Annotated in this window: 13 protein-coding genes and 1 pseudogene; 3 read left to right on the top strand and 11 right to left on the bottom strand. The window is 71.4% G+C overall.

Annotated features, from left to right (window positions below):
• Window positions 1-24 precede the first annotated feature (24 nt).
• On the bottom strand, window positions 25-1,488 hold the full coding sequence (locus tag ABS52_17935; protein ID ODT00763.1) for a hypothetical protein: 1,464 nt from the start codon (window positions 1,486-1,488) through the stop codon (window positions 25-27).
• Between the two features lie 68 nt (window positions 1,489-1,556).
• Window positions 1,557-4,721 (bottom strand): hypothetical protein, encoded by a 3,165-nt coding sequence (locus tag ABS52_17940; GenBank protein ODT00764.1) that lies wholly within the window; start codon window positions 4,719-4,721, stop codon window positions 1,557-1,559.
• A 292-nt stretch (window positions 4,722-5,013) separates the two neighbouring features.
• Between ABS52_17940 and ABS52_17945 the strand changes: the two genes are divergently transcribed.
• The gene (locus tag ABS52_17945) at window positions 5,014-5,937 is read left to right on the top strand and encodes a hypothetical protein (protein ODT00775.1); all 924 of its coding nucleotides are present in this window, start codon (window positions 5,014-5,016) and stop codon (window positions 5,935-5,937) included.
• A gap of 47 nt (window positions 5,938-5,984) precedes the next feature.
• Here ABS52_17945 and ABS52_17950 read toward each other — a convergent pair whose 3' ends face one another.
• The 8 genes from ABS52_17950 to ABS52_17985 all read right to left on the bottom strand — a co-directional run bounded on the left by ABS52_17950 (window position 5,985) and on the right by ABS52_17985 (window position 15,649).
• Window positions 5,985-7,007, bottom strand: coding sequence for a hypothetical protein (locus ABS52_17950; GenBank protein ID ODT00765.1), 1,023 nt, complete (start codon window positions 7,005-7,007; stop codon window positions 5,985-5,987).
• Entirely contained in the window at window positions 7,007-8,191 is a 1,185-nt protein-coding gene (locus ABS52_17955; protein ID ODT00766.1) for a histidine kinase, read from the bottom strand. Before ABS52_17955 ends, ABS52_17950 begins: the two co-directional genes overlap by 1 nt.
• Window positions 8,192-8,195: 4 nt before the next feature.
• Complete coding sequence (locus tag ABS52_17960) at window positions 8,196-8,927, bottom strand: potassium-transporting ATPase subunit C (GenBank protein ID ODT00767.1); 732 nt, start codon at window positions 8,925-8,927, stop codon at window positions 8,196-8,198.
• A gap of 4 nt (window positions 8,928-8,931) precedes the next feature.
• A complete protein-coding gene (locus tag ABS52_17965; protein ID ODT00768.1) occupies window positions 8,932-11,118 on the bottom strand; it encodes a potassium-transporting ATPase subunit B in 2,187 nt (728 codons plus the stop codon).
• Between the two features lies 1 nt (window position 11,119).
• Window positions 11,120-12,835, bottom strand: a complete 1,716-nt coding sequence (locus ABS52_17970) for a potassium-transporting ATPase subunit KdpA (protein ODT00769.1) — start codon at window positions 12,833-12,835, stop codon at window positions 11,120-11,122.
• Window positions 12,835-12,924 (bottom strand): potassium-transporting ATPase subunit F, encoded by a 90-nt coding sequence (locus tag ABS52_17975; GenBank protein ODT00770.1) that lies wholly within the window; start codon window positions 12,922-12,924, stop codon window positions 12,835-12,837. Before ABS52_17975 ends, ABS52_17970 begins: the two co-directional genes overlap by 1 nt.
• Before the next feature lie 310 nt (window positions 12,925-13,234).
• Entirely contained in the window at window positions 13,235-14,935 is a 1,701-nt protein-coding gene (locus tag ABS52_17980) for a hypothetical protein (protein ID ODT00771.1), read from the bottom strand.
• A 12-nt stretch (window positions 14,936-14,947) separates the two neighbouring features.
• A complete protein-coding gene (locus ABS52_17985; GenBank protein ODT00772.1) occupies window positions 14,948-15,649 on the bottom strand; it encodes a hypothetical protein in 702 nt (233 codons plus the stop codon).
• Between the two features lie 125 nt (window positions 15,650-15,774).
• On the opposite strand from ABS52_17985, the gene ABS52_17990 reads away from it, so the two are divergent.
• Entirely contained in the window at window positions 15,775-16,398 is a 624-nt protein-coding gene (locus tag ABS52_17990; protein ODT00773.1) for a hypothetical protein, read from the top strand.
• A gap of 51 nt (window positions 16,399-16,449) precedes the next feature.
• On the opposite strand, the gene ABS52_17995 is transcribed toward ABS52_17990, so the two are convergent.
• The gene (locus tag ABS52_17995; protein ID ODT00776.1) at window positions 16,450-16,998 is read right to left on the bottom strand and encodes a hypothetical protein; all 549 of its coding nucleotides are present in this window, start codon (window positions 16,996-16,998) and stop codon (window positions 16,450-16,452) included.
• 712 nt (window positions 16,999-17,710) lie between these two features.
• Here ABS52_17995 and ABS52_18000 point away from each other — a divergent pair.
• Window positions 17,711-18,331 (top strand): annotated as a pseudogene (locus ABS52_18000) (hypothetical protein).

The raw sequence follows: 18,331 nt of genomic DNA on the forward strand, positions 1-18,331 counted from the left end.
CTCCCGTCTCCCCACTCCCGTCCCTCACTGCACCACCGCCCCCGACGCCAACGCCTTCGTCAGCCGATAGAGAAACTCCTGCCCTTCGTAGTACGACTTCACCGCCATCCGCTCGTCGCGTCCGTGCGCCCGCGCATCCACCGCCGGGTCGCTGAACAGCCCCGACACGCCGTACGCCGGAACGCCTAACGCGCGGAAGAAGCGCGAGTCGGTGGCCCCGGTGCTCATCGTCGGGATGATCGGGATGTCGCCCCACAGCTCCTTCGTGATCCGCGCGATGGGGCGCATCACCTCGGGCGCGAGCGCGGTGGCCGGCGTCGACGGGCGCTGCGTGCGAATCACGACCTTCACGTTGGTGTCGGCGATGACCCGCTCGAACGTCGCCTTCACCTCCTCGGCGTTCGACGTCGGGTAGATGCGGCAATTGATGTTCGCCTCGGCCAGCTGCGGGAGGGCGTTGCTGGCGTGCCCGCCGCTCAGCCCCGTCGCCACGCAGCTGGTGCGCAGCATCGCGCTGTAGCGCGGGTCCTTCGCGACCGCCGCGATCGCCCCCTCGTCGCCGGGGTTGGCCACCAGCGCCCGCATCGCCCGCCCCATCTCGGGCGTCTCGAGGTTGGCGGTCTGGGCGAAGAAGGCGCGCGTCACCTCGTTCAGCTGCACGGGGAACCTGTAGCGCCCCACCTTCCCCAGGGCGTCGGCGAGCTGCGTGATGGCATTGTCGTCGCGCGGCACCGACGAGTGCCCGCCGCGATTGGTGACCCGCAGCGTGAAGTTGGTCGTGATCTTCTCGGCGGCCTGCACGCCGTTGAACAGCGGCTTCCCGTCGCGCAGCACCCCGCCCCCTCCCTCGTTGATCACCAGCGCCGCGTCCACCAGCTCGCGATGGTTCTTCGTGAGCCAGTCGACCCCGTTGAACGCCCCGCTCTCCTCGTCGGCGGTGAGGGCGATGATGATGTCGCGGTCGGGGACCCACCCCTCCTGCTTCATCCGGAAGACGTTGGCCACGAAGATCGACGCCATGGCCTTGTCGTCGGCCGTCCCGCGCCCGTAGAAGTAGCCGTCACGCTCGGTGAAGGTGAACGGGTCGAGGTCGGGCGACCAATCGGCCTTGAGCGCCTCCACGACGTCGATGTGCGCCAGCAGGAGGAGCGGCTTTCCGGCGTTAGGCCATCCCTTCCCCCTGATGCGGGCCACCACGTTGTGCTTCTTCGGCTGCGGCCCGCCCACGAAGATGTCGCTCGCGGGGATCCCGGCGGCGCGGAAGCGCGTCGCCATGGCCTGCGCGGCGGCGGTGATGTCGCCGGTTTCCACCCCGGTGTTGATCTCGACCAGCTCCCTGTAGACGTCGCGGGCCAGCTGCTGGTTGGGGGTCAGGGCGCCGGGCGTGTAGATGGGGGCCTTTTGCTGGGCATGGGCCGGGACGGCGGACGCGCAGGCGGCAGCGAGCGCCGCGCCCGCGGCGAGGGTCGCGAACGAGGGTCGGGACATGCAGTCGCTCGGGGATCGGGGGGAATGGAACGGGGCGGTGGAGAGGGTGCGCGCGCGCGCGGTGACGCTCACCCCTTGCTACGCCGCAGTTCGGCAATCCGCGCGCGCGCGCGGCGCACCTTGGGCTGCAGCTCGGGCTCGGCGTCCTTCCAGAGATCGGCAAATCGCTGGTAGTAGTGCTCGGCCTTGGCCGTGTCACCCTTGGCGTCGTACAGCTCGCCCAGGCGCTTGAAGACGCCGGCGATGTAGTACGGATCGAGATCGAAGTCGGACAAGGGGTGCGCGGCGAACTTCTCGTAGTACACGATGGCCGAATCGGGCGACCCAGCGAGATCGAACGCGTCACCCACGATGTAGGCCGTGAAGCGCTCGGAGAAGTAGAACTGCCGTTGCGACTGGCGCGCGAGCGAGATGGCGTCGGCATATCGTCCTTCGGTGTGGGCGATCGTCGCCTCGAACATCTCGGTTCGCCCCTTCGGAATGCCCGCTTCCGCCGAGTCGCGGCGGACGCCGGCCAGCGCCTCGCGCGCGAGCGCGGGGTCGCTCAGCGTGAACGCAAGCTGCGAGAGATACTCCCACGGGCGCTCCGCGGCCGGGACCGACTGCATGGGGACGCGGGCCAGCGCGCGGGCGAGGAGCGTCCGGGCCCGCGGCACGTCTTCCAGGAACAGGGCCGCGATGTAGGCGGAGTCCAACCCGCTCATGAGGGCGGGTGTCGTGCTTCCCCTTCCCTCCATGGCGGCCTCGTTCCCGGCGGCAAACCAGCGCAGCCCTTCCTTGGGCCTCCCCCTGAGGAAGGCGACGCCCCCGGCGTGGAACGAGCTCATGTCGCGCTGGCCGCTCCCTCGTGCCTCCCGGTAGGCATGGACCGCGATCGAGTCCGCGGCGGGGAGCGCTCCCTTGGCCGTCGCGATGAGCACGTCCGCATACCAGTGCTGTGCGTGCGACGGGAGGCGGCGCTTGAACTCCGCCGCCGTGCGCTCCATCCCGGCGATGTCACCTTGCGCGGCGTAGCCCTGGAGGAGGTTCGTGAAGGCGCCGCCGAACGGGCGCGGGACCTTGATGGCCGCCTCCAGCGCTGCGATGGCCCGATCGCGGTCTCCCGTGCGCGCATACAGCGTCGAGACGTTGTTGAGCGCGGCCTGGTTGCTGGAGTCACGCGCCAGGAGCGCCTCGTAGGCGCTGATGGCGCGGTTGACATCGGGGTTGGGGCCGGAGGTCCAGTACCCCGCCTCGGTGATCAGGCGCTCGTTCTCGCTGAGGCGCTGGCGGAGCGCGAACGCCTTCTCGATGGCCTGGACGGCCTCGGCCCGCCCGCGCCCCGACCCCGCGAACGACGACGCCAGCCGGCGCCACGCCATCGCGAAGGTGGAGTCGAGCGCCACCGCCTCGCGCAACAGCTGCTGCCCGCGTTCGGTGTCGCCGAGCGACGACAGGACGTCGCTGGCCTCGACGTACTTGCGCAGGGCCGGGAGCGACGACGTGGTGACGCGCTCCAGCGATTGCGCCTGGCGGATGTCGCGCAGCGACTCGCCCACCTTGCCGCGCACCTCGCGCGACAGGGCGCCCAGGGCGGCGATCAGCTCGCCATCGTCATCGGCGGTGGCGCGAAAGGTCGCCAGCTCCTTGCCGTCGAGCGTGGCCACCAGCCGCGCCGAGACGACGTAGGCCGGGCCCAGCTTCTCGATCGACCCGTCGAGGACCGCCTTCGCTCCCTCGCGTGTCGCGATCTCGCGCGCCACGTCGTATTCGACGGCGGCCAGCCCCTCGCGCCCCATGAGGCGCGTGGCCTCGCGCATCCCGGCGCGCGTCATCACGCTCAGGTTCCGCGACTGCGCCAGGTCGGTGCGGATCGCCTCGGCGGCGGTGGCGCCTAACGTGGAGTCGCCCGCGGGGGGGCGGAAGTCGGCCACGACCAGCGTCTCCTTGCTCCCGAACGTCCCCGCCCCCATGAGCGATCCCATGGGGCCGATCCCGAAGGCGCGCAGGACCATGAAGGCGACGAGGAAGGTGGCGAAGCTCCCGCCGGCGATCGCCCCGCCCATCCACGTGCGGCGCCACGAGACGTGGGGAGCGGCCTTCACCGCCATCGTGGCCAGCGTCCCGTGGGCGGGGAAGCTTCCGCCCGGGGTGAGTGTCGGCGGGTTCACCAGGAGGCGGTGCGAGGTGCGCTGCACGTACCACGTCCCGAGGACGGCGGGGAGTCCCGCGAGCATCACCCCCAGTGCGCCGGGGAAGGCCCAGTCGGGGAGGCCGATGGTGCGCGTTGCCGCCCACGCCGTGACGCCGACCACGAGCGTGGCCCCGCCCCACATCGCCAGGGCGCGTCCGAGCCGCATCTGGGGACCGCGCAACGCTTCGGGGATCGTGGCGCCGCCGCTGCCGGAGCTGACCGAGTCGAGCAGGCGAACCAGCTCGGCGGCGCTGCTCGGCCGGTCCTCGGCCTCCTTGGCCAGGCAGCGCATGATCACGTCGGCCAGCGCCGGCGGTGTCTCGGGGCGCAGCTCGCGCACGTCGCGCGGCGCCTCGCTGAAGTGTGCCGCGATGAGGCGCGCCTGCGAGTCGGCGACGAAGGGCGGGCGTCCGGCCAGCAGCTCGTAGGCCATCGCCCCGAAGGCATACAGGTCGGCGCGATGGTCGAGCGTGTGGTCGCCCGCGGCCTGCTCGGGCGCCATGTAGGCGGGGGTCCCGATCGCCGTCCCGGCGACGGTCAGCGCCGTCCCGCCCGGTGCCATCGTCCGGGCGGCGGTGAGCGCCTTGGCGATCCCGAAGTCGGTGACGGTGGCGCTGGACCCGGCAAGGAGGACGTTGTCGGGCTTGATGTCGCGGTGCACGACCCCGCGTTCGTGTGCGAACTCGAGGGCCCGCGCCACGTCGCGAAGGACGGCGGTGATCTCGCCCAGCGTGAGGGGGCCGCGCGCCAGCCGCTGGCGCAGCGAGTCGCCCTCGACGTAGGGCATGGTGAACCACGGGAGCCCGTTGGCGTCGCCGGTGGAGAGGACGGGGACGATGTGCGGGTGCTGCAGCGCGGCGGCGAGGAGGACCTCACGCTTGAAGCGCTCGACGGAGAGCCCCTGCAACAGCTCAGGGGCCAGCACCTTGACCACCACGCGGCGATTGAGCGAGCGCTCGGTGGCCAGGAAGGTGCGCGACATCCCGCCGCCCCCCAGCTCGCGTTCCAGCGTGTAGGCGCTGCCGAGTGCTGCCTGCAGGTCGTTCTGCAAATCGCTCACGTCCGTCGCGCTCCAGTGTGCAAGCCGGCGGAACGTAGGGGGCGGGCGCGCGGGGCGCCAGCACGTACGTCACCCCGGCGGGTCCCCGCTACGCCTCCCCGCTACGCCTCCCCGCTACGCCTCCCGGCGACCGCGTGGTGCCCAGCGCCGCTTCCCCTCGTGCAGGGAGATCGGTACCGTCCTGCAGGAGCCCCGTGTGCGCGGCCGCCGGCACACTTCCCCAACCCGGGCGCCAATGAACTCCCGTCTCCCGACTCCCGTCTCCCGTCTCATCACCACCGTCGCGCTGGCGCTGGCCGTCGGTGCGCCCGCGACGGCCGGCGCGCAGGGATTCCTGCGCCCCGCCGACATCAACGCCCTCCCCAGCAAGCCGGCCGACGCCCGCATCGCCTACGGTGCCGACTCGCTCCAGTTCGGCGAGCTGCGACTCCCGCGCGGCACGGGGCCGTTTGCCGTCGCCATCGTGATCCACGGCGGGTGCTGGGTGCACGGCTACGCGTCGGCGCAGAACGCGGCCGCGCTCGCCGACGCGCTGCGCGACGCCGGCGTGGCCACGTGGAACGTCGAGTATCGCCGCCGCGACAACCCTGGTGGCGGGTGGCCGGGGACCTTCCTCGACGTTGCCGCTGCGGCCGACGCGCTGCGCGCCATCGCCCGGCAATATCCGCTCGACCTCACGCGGGTGGTCGCCGTGGGCCACTCGGCGGGAGGACACCTGGGGTTGTGGCTTGCCGCCAGGCGCAAGATCGCCGCCGGGTCGCCGCTGGCGGCGCGGAATCCGCTCCCCCTGGCCGGCGTCGTCGCCCTCGGCGGTCCCGGCGACCTGCGCGACTTCGACAGCTATGGCGATGCGATGTGTGGCGAGGGGACGATCCCCAGGCTCCTGGGAGGCACCCCGGCCGAGTATCCCGACCGCTGGCACGACGCCTCGCCCAGCTCGTTCCTCCCGCTGGGCGTCCCGCAGGTGATGCTCGCCGGCGAGTCGGACCGCATCATGCCGCGCCCGAAGCTCGAGGCCTGGGCCACCGCCGCCCGCGCCGCCGGCGACCGCGTCGAGGTGATCGTCGTCCCGAAGGCCGCCCACCACGAGGTCATGTCGCCCCGCAGCGTCACCTGGCCGTCCGTGCGCGACGCGGTGTTGCGGCTGGCGAAGGTGGAGCGGCCGGACGATGGGCGCGAGAGCCACCCGCGACGCATGGAGCCGTTGTCCCGCTGACCACGACCGCCACGCGTGTATCCGGCGTGGCGTGCGGTCGGGCGCGTTCACGGCACCACAGCTGCGCCGTCGATGGGGAGGTGAAGCACCAGTCGGCCGGGGGGCAGGTCGATGCGCCCGCCGTGGGCGCGGATGAGGCGCTCGGCCAGCGTCGAGGTGTCGGCCAACGCCAGCGCGCCGCCGCCTCCTACCGTCAGCTGCACCTCCTGCCGGTCGTGGCTCGCGGCAATGGCAATGGTCGCGCCCGGCGGCGCCTGGCGCACGACGGCGAACAGGAGGGCCGAGATGGCCTCCTGCAGCCGGCCGCGGTCGGCGACGAGGGCGGGGAGGGTGGGCGGCAGGTCGGCGTGCACCGCGACGTCCCGTTCGCCAGCCGCAACCCCCAGCGGGGGGAGCAACCCCTCCATCACGTCCTGCAGGCGCACGCGCCCGGCGCGCAGGCGAAGCGCCCCGGTGTCGAGGCGCACCACGTCGCGCAGGCGGAGGAAGGCGGCGTCGGCCGCTTCCGCCGCCGCCCGCGCTGCCCCCAGCATCTCCTCCTGGTTCTCGTTGAGCTCCCCGAACCGGTTCTCCAACAGGATGTGGAGCGGCAGGCGGACCTCCTCGAGCTGCTCAAGGGCGCCAGCGACCGCGTGCTCCACCAGCGACGCATACTCGCGTTCCCGCTGCGCCAGCGCCTCCGCGCGCGCCGCCTGTGCTGCCCGCTCCTGCGCGAGGGTGTCACTCAACCGCTCGACCAGCGTCTCGATGCGGTCGAGCTCGTCGGCACCGGCTCCGGCGGACGGCTGCGGGTGCAGCGCGGCCCCGAGCAGTTGCGCCGCCCGGTGCACGGCCCCGCTCGATGCCTCGGGCTCCGCGCGCCGCGCCGCCAGCTGCTCGATGCGCTGGGTCACGTACCGCGTGTTGCGCCACGCCAGCACGGCCGACCCCAGCGCCGCCGTCACCGCCACCAGCACGAGCCACTCGGGCGCCTGTCGCGCGTACTCGCCGAAATACACGAGCGCCGCCACCGTGAGCAGGCCGACGATGGCGGGGACCACCGCCAGGAACAACCGCTGCCCGACGCGCATCACTCCTCCGACGTGTTGAGCCGTTCGGTGCCGTTGCGCCGATCGAGCGAGACGACGAGGACGTCGAGCCCCGCGCCGTCGTCGATGAGCCGCTTGATCACCGAGCCGTGCCGCCATCGGTGCCACGCCGAGCGGCGGCTCTGCCCGACCAGGACGAGCGTCACGCCGTGCTCGCGGGCGAAGCGCACGATCGCGCCGGCCACGTCCTCCCCCTGCAGCTTCACCACCTCGGCCCCGAGCGCCTGCGCCATCTGGATGTTGTCGACCAGCTTGCGCTGGACCGCGCTGTCGATCTTCTCGGCGCTCTCGTCAGGCGTCTGCACGTAGATGCAGTACCAGTCGGTGTTGAGTCGCCCCGCAATGCGGCTCGCCCTCCGCAGGAGCTGCGCCGTGTACGTGGGATTGCTCGACATCGCCACGAGGATGCGATCGACCGTCGTCCGCACCGGTGCCCCTCCTTCCTCGCGGCGCACGATCTCCTCGCGCACCCGGTCCACCGAGCTCGCCACCTCGCGCAGCGCCAGTTCACGCAGCGTGGTGAGGTTCTCGTCGGTGAAGAAGTTCTGCAGCGCGGAGGGCACCTTTTCCGGCGCATAGATCTTGCCCTCACGCAGCCGCTGGCGCAGGTCCTCGGCGGAGATGTCGAGGTTGATCACCTGGTCGGCCGACGCGAGGACCCAGTCGGGGACCGTCTCGCGCACCGTCACGCCCAGCGCCTGCTGGATGACGTCGTTGAGCGACTCCAGGTGCTGCACGTTCACCGCCGAGATGACGTTGATCCCCTCGTCGAGGAGCTCGAGGACGTCCTCCCACCGCTTGCGGTGCCTCGACCCCGGGACGTTGGTGTGCGCCAGCTCGTCGACGATGACGACTTGCGGGCGTCGGGCCACGATCGCGTCGAGGTCCATCTCCTCCAGCGACACGTTGCGGTAGGCGATGCGCCGCCGGGGGATGACCGCCAGGTCCCCGACTTGAGCCTCGGTCTCCACGCGCCCGTGCGATTCCACGAAGCCCACGACGACGTCCACGCCTCGCCGCCGCAGGTCGTGCGCTTCCTGCAGCATCCGAAAGGTCTTCCCCGTCCCGGCCGCCGACCCGACGTACACCTTGAGCTTTCCCCGCTCGCGGCGACGAAGGATCTCGAGGAAACCGAGGGTGTCGTGGGGGGCGGCTGGATCGGTCACGACGCTAGAACGTCAGGGCGAGGGAAGCGACGAGCAGGACGTTGGATGCCCTGCGCCCGTCGCGCGAGATCCACGATTCACTCGCGAGGTGCGAGAGGTGGATCCCGCCGTCGCGCCGGGGCACGGCGTCTCGTGACGTGGCCGCTCGCGGCCGCGCAAACGCCGAGTCGAGGGCGATGTTGAGGAGCAGGACGTTCACGCGCGACTCGCCGAAGAAGCCGAACTGGCGCCCCTCCACGTGCCGGACGACCAGGGCGCGCACCGCCGCGCTGTCCACGCCGCGCGCACGCGCCACCCGCGCCACCTGCAGCGCGGCGTTGGCCGGCGAGATGTGCGGATCGAGCCCCGACGCCGAGCGCGTCGCCATGTCGGTGGGGATCGCCCCTCGTGCGGCGCCGTCGCGGCGCACGGCTTCGTCCACCGCCCGGGCGATGAGCGTGTCGGCCAGCGTGCGGTCGGTGGGCCCCTTGTTGCTCCCCCCGGAGGCAGCGCCGTCGTAGCCGCTCCCCGCCGCCGACGGACGCGGGTGGAAGTACCAGTCCTGCGTGAACGGCTGCCCGATGAGCGCGCTCCCCACCACGCGCCCGTCCACCTCAACGAGCGAGCCGTTGGCCTGGCGGGGAAAGACGAGCTGGGCGATGCCGGTGACGATGCCGGGGTACACCCCCCCGGTGATCAGGCAGAGCACGAGCGTGAGGACGATCGCCGGACGCAACTGCTTGCGAAGCATGGGCATCTCCCTAGACCAGTCGGAGGACGACGAGCGCCATGTCGAGGAGCTTGATCCCCACGAAGGGAACGAGAAGTCCGCCGAGTCCGTAGACGACGAGGTTGTGGCGGAGGATCGTCCCCGCCGCGGCCGGGCGGTACTTCACTCCGCGCAGCGCCAGCGGGATGAGGGCGATGATGACCAGCGCGTTGAAGATCACGCTGGCCAGGATCGCCGACGTGCTGGAGTGCAGGCGCATCATGTTGAGCGCCCCCAACTCGGGATAGGCGGCCACGAACATCGCTGGAATGATGGCGAAGTACTTGGCCACGTCGTTGGCGATGGAGAAGGTCGTCAGCGCTCCCCGGGTCATGAGGAGTTGCTTCCCGATCTCCACCACCTCGATCAGCTTGGTCGGGTTGGAGTCGAGGTCGATCATGTTCCCCGCCTCTTTCGCCGCCTGCGTCCCACTCCCCATCGCGACCCCGACATCGGCCTGCGCCAGCGCCGGGGCATCGTTGGTCCCGTCTCCGGTCATCGCCACCAGCTTCCCCCCGCCCTGCTCGCGCCTGATGAGCGCCATCTTGTCCTCGGGCTTGGCCTCGGCCAGGAAGTCGTCGACCCCCGCTTCCTGCGCGATGGCGGCGGCGGTGAGCGGGTTGTCGCCGGTGATCATCACCGTGCGAATCCCCATCGCCCGCAGCCGCTCGAAGCGCTCCCGCATCCCTCCTTTCACCACGTCCTTGAGGTAGATCACACCGAGGATGCGCGCGCCGCCGTGCCCGGCGGCCGCGGCCATCCCCACCGCGCGCTCGGCGACCACGAGGGGCGTCCCCCCTTCGCGGGCGATCCGCTCCACCAGCGGTCGCAACTCGGCGTTGCCGTTGCCGCCGTGCGCGTGCACCCAGCGCGACACGGCGTCGCCGGCCCCCTTCCGCAGCTCGTGCGTGGGCGTGTCGACGCCACTCATCCGCGTGCTCGCCGAGAAGGGAAGAAACGCCAGGCGGACGTGCTCCTCGTCGTGTGATGTCGAGGATGCTGTGCCGTCGGTGCCGTCGGTGCCGTCGGTGCCCTCTGTGCCGTCTGTGCCGTCTGTGCCGGCGGGGCGCGTCCCGTCGGTGAGCGTACGGGCACGGATCCCGAATGCGTTCTTGGCCAGTACCACGATGCTCCGTCCCTCCGGCGTCTCATCGGCCAGCGAGGCGAGCTGCGCGCGGTCGGCGAGATAGGCGTCGTCGACCCCCGGCATCGGGTGGAACGAGACCGCCTGCCGGTTGCCTAACGTGATGGTCCCGGTCTTGTCGAGAAGGAGCGTGTTGACGTCTCCCGCCGCCTCCACCGCCCGCCCGCTCATGGCGATCACGTTCTGCTGGATCATCCGGTCCATCCCGGCGATCCCGATGGCCGAGAGGAGCCCGCCGATGGTCGTCGGGATGAGGCAGACGAGGAGCGCCACCAGCACCGGCGTCCCGACCGATGTCCCGGAGTAGAGGGCGAACGGCTGCAGCGTCACGACGGCGAAGAGGAAGACGATGGTCAGCCCGGACAGGAGGATGGTGAGCGCGACCTCATTGGGCGTCTTCTGGCGCGCCGCCCCTTCGACGAGGGCGATCATCCGATCGAGGAAGGTCTCTCCCGGGCCGGCGGTGATGCGGATGACGAGGTAGTCGGAGAGGACCTTGGTCCCGCCGGTCACCGCCGAGCGATCGCCCCCCGACTCGCGGATCACGGGAGCCGACTCGCCCGTGATCGCCGACTCGTCGACCGAGGCCACGCCGTCGACCACCTCGCCATCGCTGGGGATGATGTCGCCCGGCTCGCAAACGACGTGGTCGTCCCGCTCCAGCTCGCTCGACGGGACGAAGTAGAAGCGGTGGCGGTCCGCGGGATCGTCGAGCTTCTTGGCCCTGGTCTGCGCGCGGGAGGCGCGCAGCGTGTCGGCCTGGGCCTTGCCGCGCCCTTCGGCCATCGCCTCGGCGAAGTTGGCGAAGAGGACGGTGAACCAGAGCCAGACCGCCAGCTGCACGGTGAAGCCGATGTGGCCGGCCCCTTGAACCAGGTCGCGCACGAGGACGAGCGAGGTGAGGAGCGAGCCGATGAAGACGACGAACATCACCGGGTTCCGCACCATGGCGCGGGGGTGGAGCTTGGCGACGGCGTCGCGCACGGCCCGCTTCACGATCGGCGGGTCGAAGAGGGGGCGTTTGGAGACGGACATCCTAGAAGAGCCTCCCCGCGCCCATGGCCAGGTGCTCGACGATCGGTCCCAGGGCGAGGGCCGGGAAGAAGGTGAGGGCGCTGACGATCACGATCACGCCGACCAGGAGCGTCACGAAGAGCGGCGAGGTGACGGGGAAGGTCCCCGCCGAGTCGGGCGCCTGCTGCTTCTCGGCCAGGAAGCCCGCCAGCGCCAGCATCGGGACCATCATCAGGAAGCGACCGGTGAGCATGCTGAGGCCCAACAGCGTGTTGTAGTACGCGGTGCCGCCGGTGAGCCCGGCAAAGGCGCTCCCGTTGTTGGCCGCGGCGCTGGAGAAGGCGTACAGGATTTCCGATAGCCCGTGCGGCCCTTGGTTGTTGAGCCCTGCAAGTCCGGCCGGCACGGCGACGGAGAGCGCCGTCGTCACCAGGATGGCAGCCGGGAAGACGAGGACGTAGAGCATGGCCATTTGCACCTCACGGGCCTGGATCTTCTTGCCGAGGTACTCCGGCGTGCGCCCCACCATCAGCCCGGCGATGAAGACGGTGAGGATGACCATCACCAGCATCCCGTAGAGCCCCGCCCCCACACCGCCGAAGACGACCTCGCCCAGCTGCATGTTCACCAGCGGGACCAGGCCGCCCAACGGGGTGAACGAGTCGTGCATGCTGTTCACCGCCCCGCACGAGGCGGCGGTGGTCACGGTGGCGAACAGTGCCGAGTTGGCGATGCCGAAGCGCACCTCCTTCCCCTCCATGTTGCCGCCGGGGGTGGTGCCGGTGGTCGCGACGTCGAGCCCACGCGCGGCGTGGATCGGGTTGCCGCGCGCCTCGGACGTGTAGGCGATCGTCACCCCGCCGGCCAAGAGGACGAACATCGCGCTCCACACGGCCCACCCGTGGCGCTGGTTCCGCACCATCCGCCCCAGCATGTACGTCATGGCCGACGGGATGGCCAGGATCGCGAGCATCTGCAGAAAGTTTGTCCACGGCGTGGGATTCTCGAACGGGTGCGCCGAGTTGGCGTTGAAGAAGCCGCCGCCGTTGGTGCCGAGCTGCTTGATCGCCTCCTGGCTCGCCACCGGCCCCATCGCCAGCACCTGCCGGCCCCCCTCGAGTGTTGAAAGCTCCACGTAGGAGCTGAAGTTCTGGATCGCCCCCTGCTGCACGAGGACGAGCGCGAAGACGAGCGACAGGGGGAGGAGCACATAGAGGGTCCCGCGCACCGTGTCGACCCAGAAGTTCCCCAGCTTGCCGGCGCTGCGGCGGGCGATGCCGCGCACGAACGCCACCGCCACGGCCATCCCCACCGCGGCGGAGACGAAGTTGTGGAAGGCCAGCTGCGTCATCTGCGACAGGTACGACATCGTCGACTCGCCGCCGTACGACTGCCAGTTGGTGTTGGTGGTGAACGACGCCGCCGTCTCGAAGGCCTGGCGCGGGGGGAGCGCCGACAACCCCTGCGGGTTGAGCGGGAAGAGGTGCTGCAGGCGCAGCACCGCGTACGTGAGCAGCATCGACGCCACGCAGAAGAGAAGCACTCCCGCGGCGTAGCGCGTCCAGTGCTGGTCCTCGGCGGGATCGATGCCCGAGACGCGATAGATTGCGCGCTCCACCGGCGCCAGCCAGCGCACCGAGCCGTCGTAGACACGCACGAGGTACGCCCCCAGCGGCCTGGCCACCGCCAGAACGCAGAGCGAGAAGAAGGCGATCTGCAGCCAGCCGTTGCCCGTCATCAGAACTTCTCCGGCCGAAGCAGCGTGTAGAGCAGGTAGCCGAGGAGCGCAGCCGAGATGGTCAGGGCGAGTACCACGTCGGGCGTCATGCGTTTCGCTCCTCGCCGCCGTCGACGGCTGACCGTCCCAGCCGCGCGCAGCCCCGCACGTACCAGAGCATCAGCGCGAAGAAGGCCACGATGATGAGCGTGTAGGCCAGGTCGAGCACGTGCCCTCCATGAGGCGGAGGCGCCGCTCGCCATGGTCCAGCCGATGCGGTGGGACGAGCGTCGCGCCGTACGGGACACACGTTGCCCGTCGTGCCGTGAAGGGCGCGCAAACGCCGCGGCGGGCGGCGTTAAGGTCGCATGAAGGAGTGGCGCGGTGCCGCCGGGCGCGCCGAGGCGTCCCGGTCGCCCGCTACCCCGCGTCGATCTCGGTCAGCTCGGCGGCCGGGAGGCGCAGCGTGAAGACGCTGCCACCGCCGTCGCGCGGGGCGTAGGTGAGCGTCCCGCCCTGCGCTTCGGCGAGCCCGCGGGCGATGGCCAGCCCGAGCCCGACGCTCCCCTCGTCGGGGCGCGACGACGCGGGGCGATAGAGCGCCTCGAAGATCCGCTCCGCCTCACCAGGTGCAACGCCCGGCCCGCGATCGGCGACATGGACGGCCAGCCTGTCGCCCTCGCGCGCCACCATCAGTTCCACCGGCGCGTCACCCGGGGCGTACTTGCGGGCGTTCTCGAGGAGGTTCACCACGATGCGCACCGCGTGCGTGAGGTCGAAGCGCGCCAGCGGGAGGGCGTCGCCGGGGGGGAGCCGTACCGCGATGCGGCGCGCGCCGAAACTGCCTTCCACCTGTTGCAGCGCCGCCGAGAGGAGCTCGTCCACCGGCGTCACCGCCACCTGCAACGAGACGCGCCCGCTGGCCAGTCGCGACATGTCGAGCATGTCGGTCACGAATCGGTTGAGGCGGTCGGCTTCCTGCTCGATCACCTCGGAGCGCTCGTCGCCCAGCGTGCCCATCTCGTGGGCGAGCGCCTTGATCGTGGTGAGCGGCGTGCGCAGGTCGTGCGACACCGAGGCCAGCACGGCGCTGCGCATCCGGTCGGCTTCGCGCAGCGCCTCGAGGTGCTCGGTCGTCCGCTCCAGTCGCGCGCGCTCGGCGCCTAACGCGGCGTAGTAGGCCAGCGCCGACAACAGGCGCTCGCGCGCGCCGTCGAGGGAGAGCCCTGCCCGGTCCTCGACGTCGAGGACGCCGATGGTGCGTGCGCCGCCGAGGAGGGGGACGAGGAGGCGATGCACCCGCGTGCCGGCGAGCGCCGACTCGAGCGAGCGTCCGTCGTGAGGGATGACACGCACGACGCTCCCCTCGAGCACGGCGACGCGCGCGCCGCGGGCGAGCGCGAGCTGCACCGGCTCGAGGTCGACACCCGCCGGGTGCTCGTCGCCCGATGTCACCGTGTCGAGCGCACCCGTCGCCGGCGTGGCCCCGGTTCCCGTCAGGCCCCCCCGCGGCGCCGCATCGGCGCTCGTGCCGTCGGCGCTCGTACCGTCGGTACTCGTACCGTCGTCGCGTTGCACGTGCACCCGCGTCGCCGCCACCCCCAGCGCCTGGCGCGCCGTGTTGGCGACCACCCGCAGCGCGCCGTCGGCGCGCGGCGCCGTCATCGCCTCCGCACCCAACGACGCGAGCGTCGCGACCTCACCGGTGCGCGCCCGCGCCTCCTCGGCTTCGCGTTGCACCCGGTGGAACAGGTGCGACGCCACCACGCTCGTCCCGAGGAAGGCGAGGAGGACGAACCAGTCGAGCGGGTCGGCGATGACCAGGGTGTCGTACGGGGGGAGGAAGAACCAGTTGAAGCCGACAAAGGCGAGCGCCGCCAGGAGCAACCCGACGCGGCGGCCGCCGTCGGCGGCGGCGGAAAGGACCACCAGGAGCAACGCGAGCGTGATGTGCGCCTTGTCGAGCCGGTCGCGGATCGGCATGAGCACGGCGATGACCGCCACCAGCACCAGCGGCCAGAGGAGGGGGCGCCAACGGCGCGGGGAGGCGTCGCGCGGGGCCATCCCCATCACCCTGCCAGCAGCGCGTGGCACGTCGCGCGTCCCGGTGCGATCCGTCAAGGGGGCACCACCTCAATCGACGACGAAGCGATAACCCACACCAAGCTCCGTCTGCAGGTGGCGGGGACGCACCGGGTCGTCCTCGAGCTTACGGCGCAGGTGGGCCACGTGCACCCGCAGGTGCCCCTGCGCGTCGCCGAAGACCCGCCCCTTCCACACGGCGGAGAAGAGCTGCGTGTGCGTCATCACGCGCCCCGCGTGCGTGGCCAGCGTCGCCAGCAGGTCGTACTCGGTCGGTGTCAGGTGCACCCGTTCGCCACCGCGTGTCACCGTGCGCGCCGCCAGGTCGATGCGCAACGCCCCCGCCTCGATCGCCGTCCGTTCCGGCTCTCCCGCGTTGGGCCGGCCCGCGCGGCGGAGGAGGGCGCGCACGCGCGCCTGCAGGGCCGGCGTCGAGAACGGCTTCGTCACGTAGTCGTCGGCCCCCGCATCGAGCGCCGCGACCGTTGCCTCGTCATCGTGCCGCGCCGTCAGGACCAGGATGGGCGCTTCGCTCCACCGGCGCAGCTCGCGACAGACCTCCGTGCCATCCATGTCGGGGAGCCCGAGGTCGAGCACGACGAGCGCTGGCTGCTCGGCGGCGGCGATGGTCAGCGCTTCACGCCCCGATGCGGCCTCACTCACCTTCCCGTCCAGCGGTTCCAGCACGTGCGCCACGGCGCGCCTGATCTGGCGCTCGTCGTCGACCACGAGGAAGCGGCGGGAGGGAGACATTGCGGGGGAGGGCGGTGGAGGCCCCTTCGAAGCGTACAGCGAGCAGGTGCGTGGGCGCAACGGAACGGTACGACGTGCTGCGTTCGCGCTTGACTCGGCCGCCGAGCCGAGCCTATGCTCGGCGCATGACCAGCCCCCTGTCACACCCCACGCCCATGACGTTGGAGGAGTACTTCGCCTTCGACGAGACGGTCGAGGCGCGACACGAGTACGTGGACGGCTTCGTGTACGCGATGACTGGTGGCACGAGCCGCCATGGCGTCATCGCCAGCAACGTGACGGGGTACCTGTGGAATGTCCTGCGACGGGGAGCGTGCCGACTCTTCACGGGCAATCGCAAGCTCAGGGTCTTGCGAAACGTCTTTGTCCCTGACGTGATGGTCGCCTGTGGTGATGTGTCGGCGGAGACCGATACCGAGGTGGCGGCGACGTACGTCGTGGAGGTGACGTCACCCTCGACCGAGCGCATCGATCGCGGGGAGAAGCGGCGCGCGTATCTCGGGCTCGACTCGCTGAGGGGCTACCTGATCGTTTCGCAGGATGCCAGGCGCGTCGACGCGTACCTCAGGGAGCACGACGCATCCTGGGTGCATCAGGTCTTCGAAGACGAGCAGGAGATCTTCCTGGCCTCGATAGACGTCACCCTCCCGCTGTCGGTCATCTATGAGCGTGTCGAGCTCCCGTCGTCCGGGCCGCGCCTGCGGCTACGCGAAGAGGGCACCGAATGGGAGCTGGATGCGGACACCTGAATGGTCGCCGCCGGGGGTGCGTGCCGCCGGGCACGCGACCCGACAGCACCGTCAGGCCGCCGTGTTCCCTCGCGCCTGCGACTGCGGGACGTCGCACTCCCCGCGGGCCAGGGCCACGTAGTCCGGGCGGTCGCCCGCCGAGCGGTGGCGGAACGAGCGCAGCACCTGTCCGCGCGACACCACGAAGGCCCCCGGCAGTTGCAAGGCGTCGCCCTGGAAGAGCCCCACCAGGTGCCCCTTGAGCGTGGCCACGAAGCCGCGGGCGAACTCGCGCGGGCCGAAGAGCTGGGCGAAGGTCCCCTGCTTCAGGTTGAACGCCTGGTACAGCTCGCGGAGGGGGTCGCTGACCGCGTCGACCCCCTGCAGCTGGTAGCGCGCGAGGAGCTCCTCGCCCTCGTCGGGCATTCCCATGTGGACCACGGCGAGCTTGACCCCGGTGGCCTCGATCGCCGAGCGGAGCTTGTGCAGGTCGCCCAGCGTCTCGCGGCAGAAGATGCACCCGCTGTGGCGCAGGAAGACGACCAGGCGCGGGGCGGTTTCGGACAGCTCCAGGAGCGACTCGCCGCGGTCGGTGATGGCGTGCGAGAGCGCGTCGCGCAGCGTCCCGCGGAACGTCGAACGCGGGTATTCGCCCGCCGCCTGCTCGCGCACCGCCAGCCACAGGAGCATGGTGAACGGGGCCAGCCACGCGACGTCGTGCACGAGGACGAGCGACCCGAAGGCGAGCGGGAGTTGCCCGGACGCGGTGTACCAGAGGAAGCCGATCGGGACGATGACCTTCGGGATCCAGCCGATCAGGACGACGGGCCAGTAGCGGAGCGGGTTGCGGGCCGCGATGGCGTAGCCGAGCCCCATGGACGCGGTGAGCGTGCCGACCGCTTGCCAGGCCTGCGGGTAGTTGGGGCGGGGGAGCCCGGCCAGGTCGTAGAACGCGAACGGGGCGAGGATCATCGTCACGCCGAGGGCGAGGTGCCACGCGCCGGCGAAGACGAGCGCCTGGCGGAGCCACTGCGGGATGCGGGTCACGCCCATGGATTCCCCTCCACTCGAGTCCCACCGCGCCATCGGGCGGGGTGGTGGATGCTGCGGCTGGCTCCTGCGGCTTGCACGTCGCTCCTCCGGCACATTCGGGTCGCCGACCGCGGGTGGCGGGGCGTTCGAGGGGTGAACGGGGGAGGGGGGCGTTCGGTTTCGTGGAATTCCTGCAGGTCCTGAAACCTCCCGTCGAACGGTGCGCGTAGGCAGGGATTGGAGCGCCCGCGCGCCGTGTTGCGATGTGGCGCCCGTCACATGACCAGACTGCCGACCGACCATGAAGCGTGTCATCCCCACCCTCGCCCTCGCCTGCCTGTTTGCCGCCCCGCGCGCGCTGCACGCGCAGGCGGGTGACCGCGCCCTCGACATCGGCCCCAACCGCACCGGGCTCAGTATCGGCGACTCGCGCGAGTGGACCGGGGTGAGGCTCAACTATCGCGATTCGCGCCTGCGCCGTGTGCGCGGGGTGAACGCCACCATCTGGCGGCCGTACGACGGCGGGCACGGCGATGTGATGGGACTGGCGCTCGGCGTCCCGCTGACCGGCGGGCGGAACGTGCAGGGGATCCAGGTGGCGGCGGGGATCGAGGCCACCGACGAGCTGGGCGGCGTGGGGATCTCGCTGCTCGGAATGGGGGCGGGGGAGCGCGTCTGGGGGATCATGCTGGCCGGGCTCGGCGTGGGGAGCGGGGGCGACCTGCGGGGGATCGTGGCCGCGGGGATCGGCGCGGGCGCGGGAGGCGACGCGCGCGGCGTCGTGCTGGGCGGGGTCGGGGCCGGCGTGGCGGGTGACGTCAGGGGGCTCGTGGTGGGCGGGCTGGGTGCCGGTGCCGGGGGGAGTCTGCGGGGAATCGGTGTCGGCGGGGTGGGGTTCGGCGTCGCCGGCGAGGTGGAGGGG

This window comes from Gemmatimonadetes bacterium SCN 70-22 (assembly GCA_001724275.1).
Taxonomy (GTDB): domain Bacteria; phylum Gemmatimonadota; class Gemmatimonadetes; order Gemmatimonadales; family Gemmatimonadaceae; genus SCN-70-22.

What these genes read in the sequence shown, in the direction of transcription:
- ABS52_17970 (ODT00769.1), bottom strand. Translation starts at nt 12,835, where the DNA reads ATGACGGGCAACGGCTGGCTGCAGATCGCCTTCTTCTCGCTCTGCGTT.
- ABS52_17960 (ODT00767.1), bottom strand. Translation starts at nt 8,927, where the DNA reads ATGCCCATGCTTCGCAAGCAGTTGCGTCCGGCGATCGTCCTCACGCTC.
- ABS52_17985 (ODT00772.1), bottom strand. Translation starts at nt 15,649, where the DNA reads ATGTCTCCCTCCCGCCGCTTCCTCGTGGTCGACGACGAGCGCCAGATC.
- ABS52_17965 (ODT00768.1), bottom strand. Translation starts at nt 11,118, where the DNA reads ATGTCCGTCTCCAAACGCCCCCTCTTCGACCCGCCGATCGTGAAGCGG.
- ABS52_17950 (ODT00765.1), bottom strand. Translation starts at nt 7,007, where the DNA reads ATGCGCGTCGGGCAGCGGTTGTTCCTGGCGGTGGTCCCCGCCATCGTC.
- ABS52_17975 (ODT00770.1), bottom strand. Translation starts at nt 12,924, where the DNA reads ATGACGCCCGACGTGGTACTCGCCCTGACCATCTCGGCTGCGCTCCTC.
- ABS52_17935 (ODT00763.1), bottom strand. Translation starts at nt 1,488, where the DNA reads ATGTCCCGACCCTCGTTCGCGACCCTCGCCGCGGGCGCGGCGCTCGCT.
- ABS52_17990 (ODT00773.1), top strand. Translation starts at nt 15,775, where the DNA reads ATGACCAGCCCCCTGTCACACCCCACGCCCATGACGTTGGAGGAGTAC.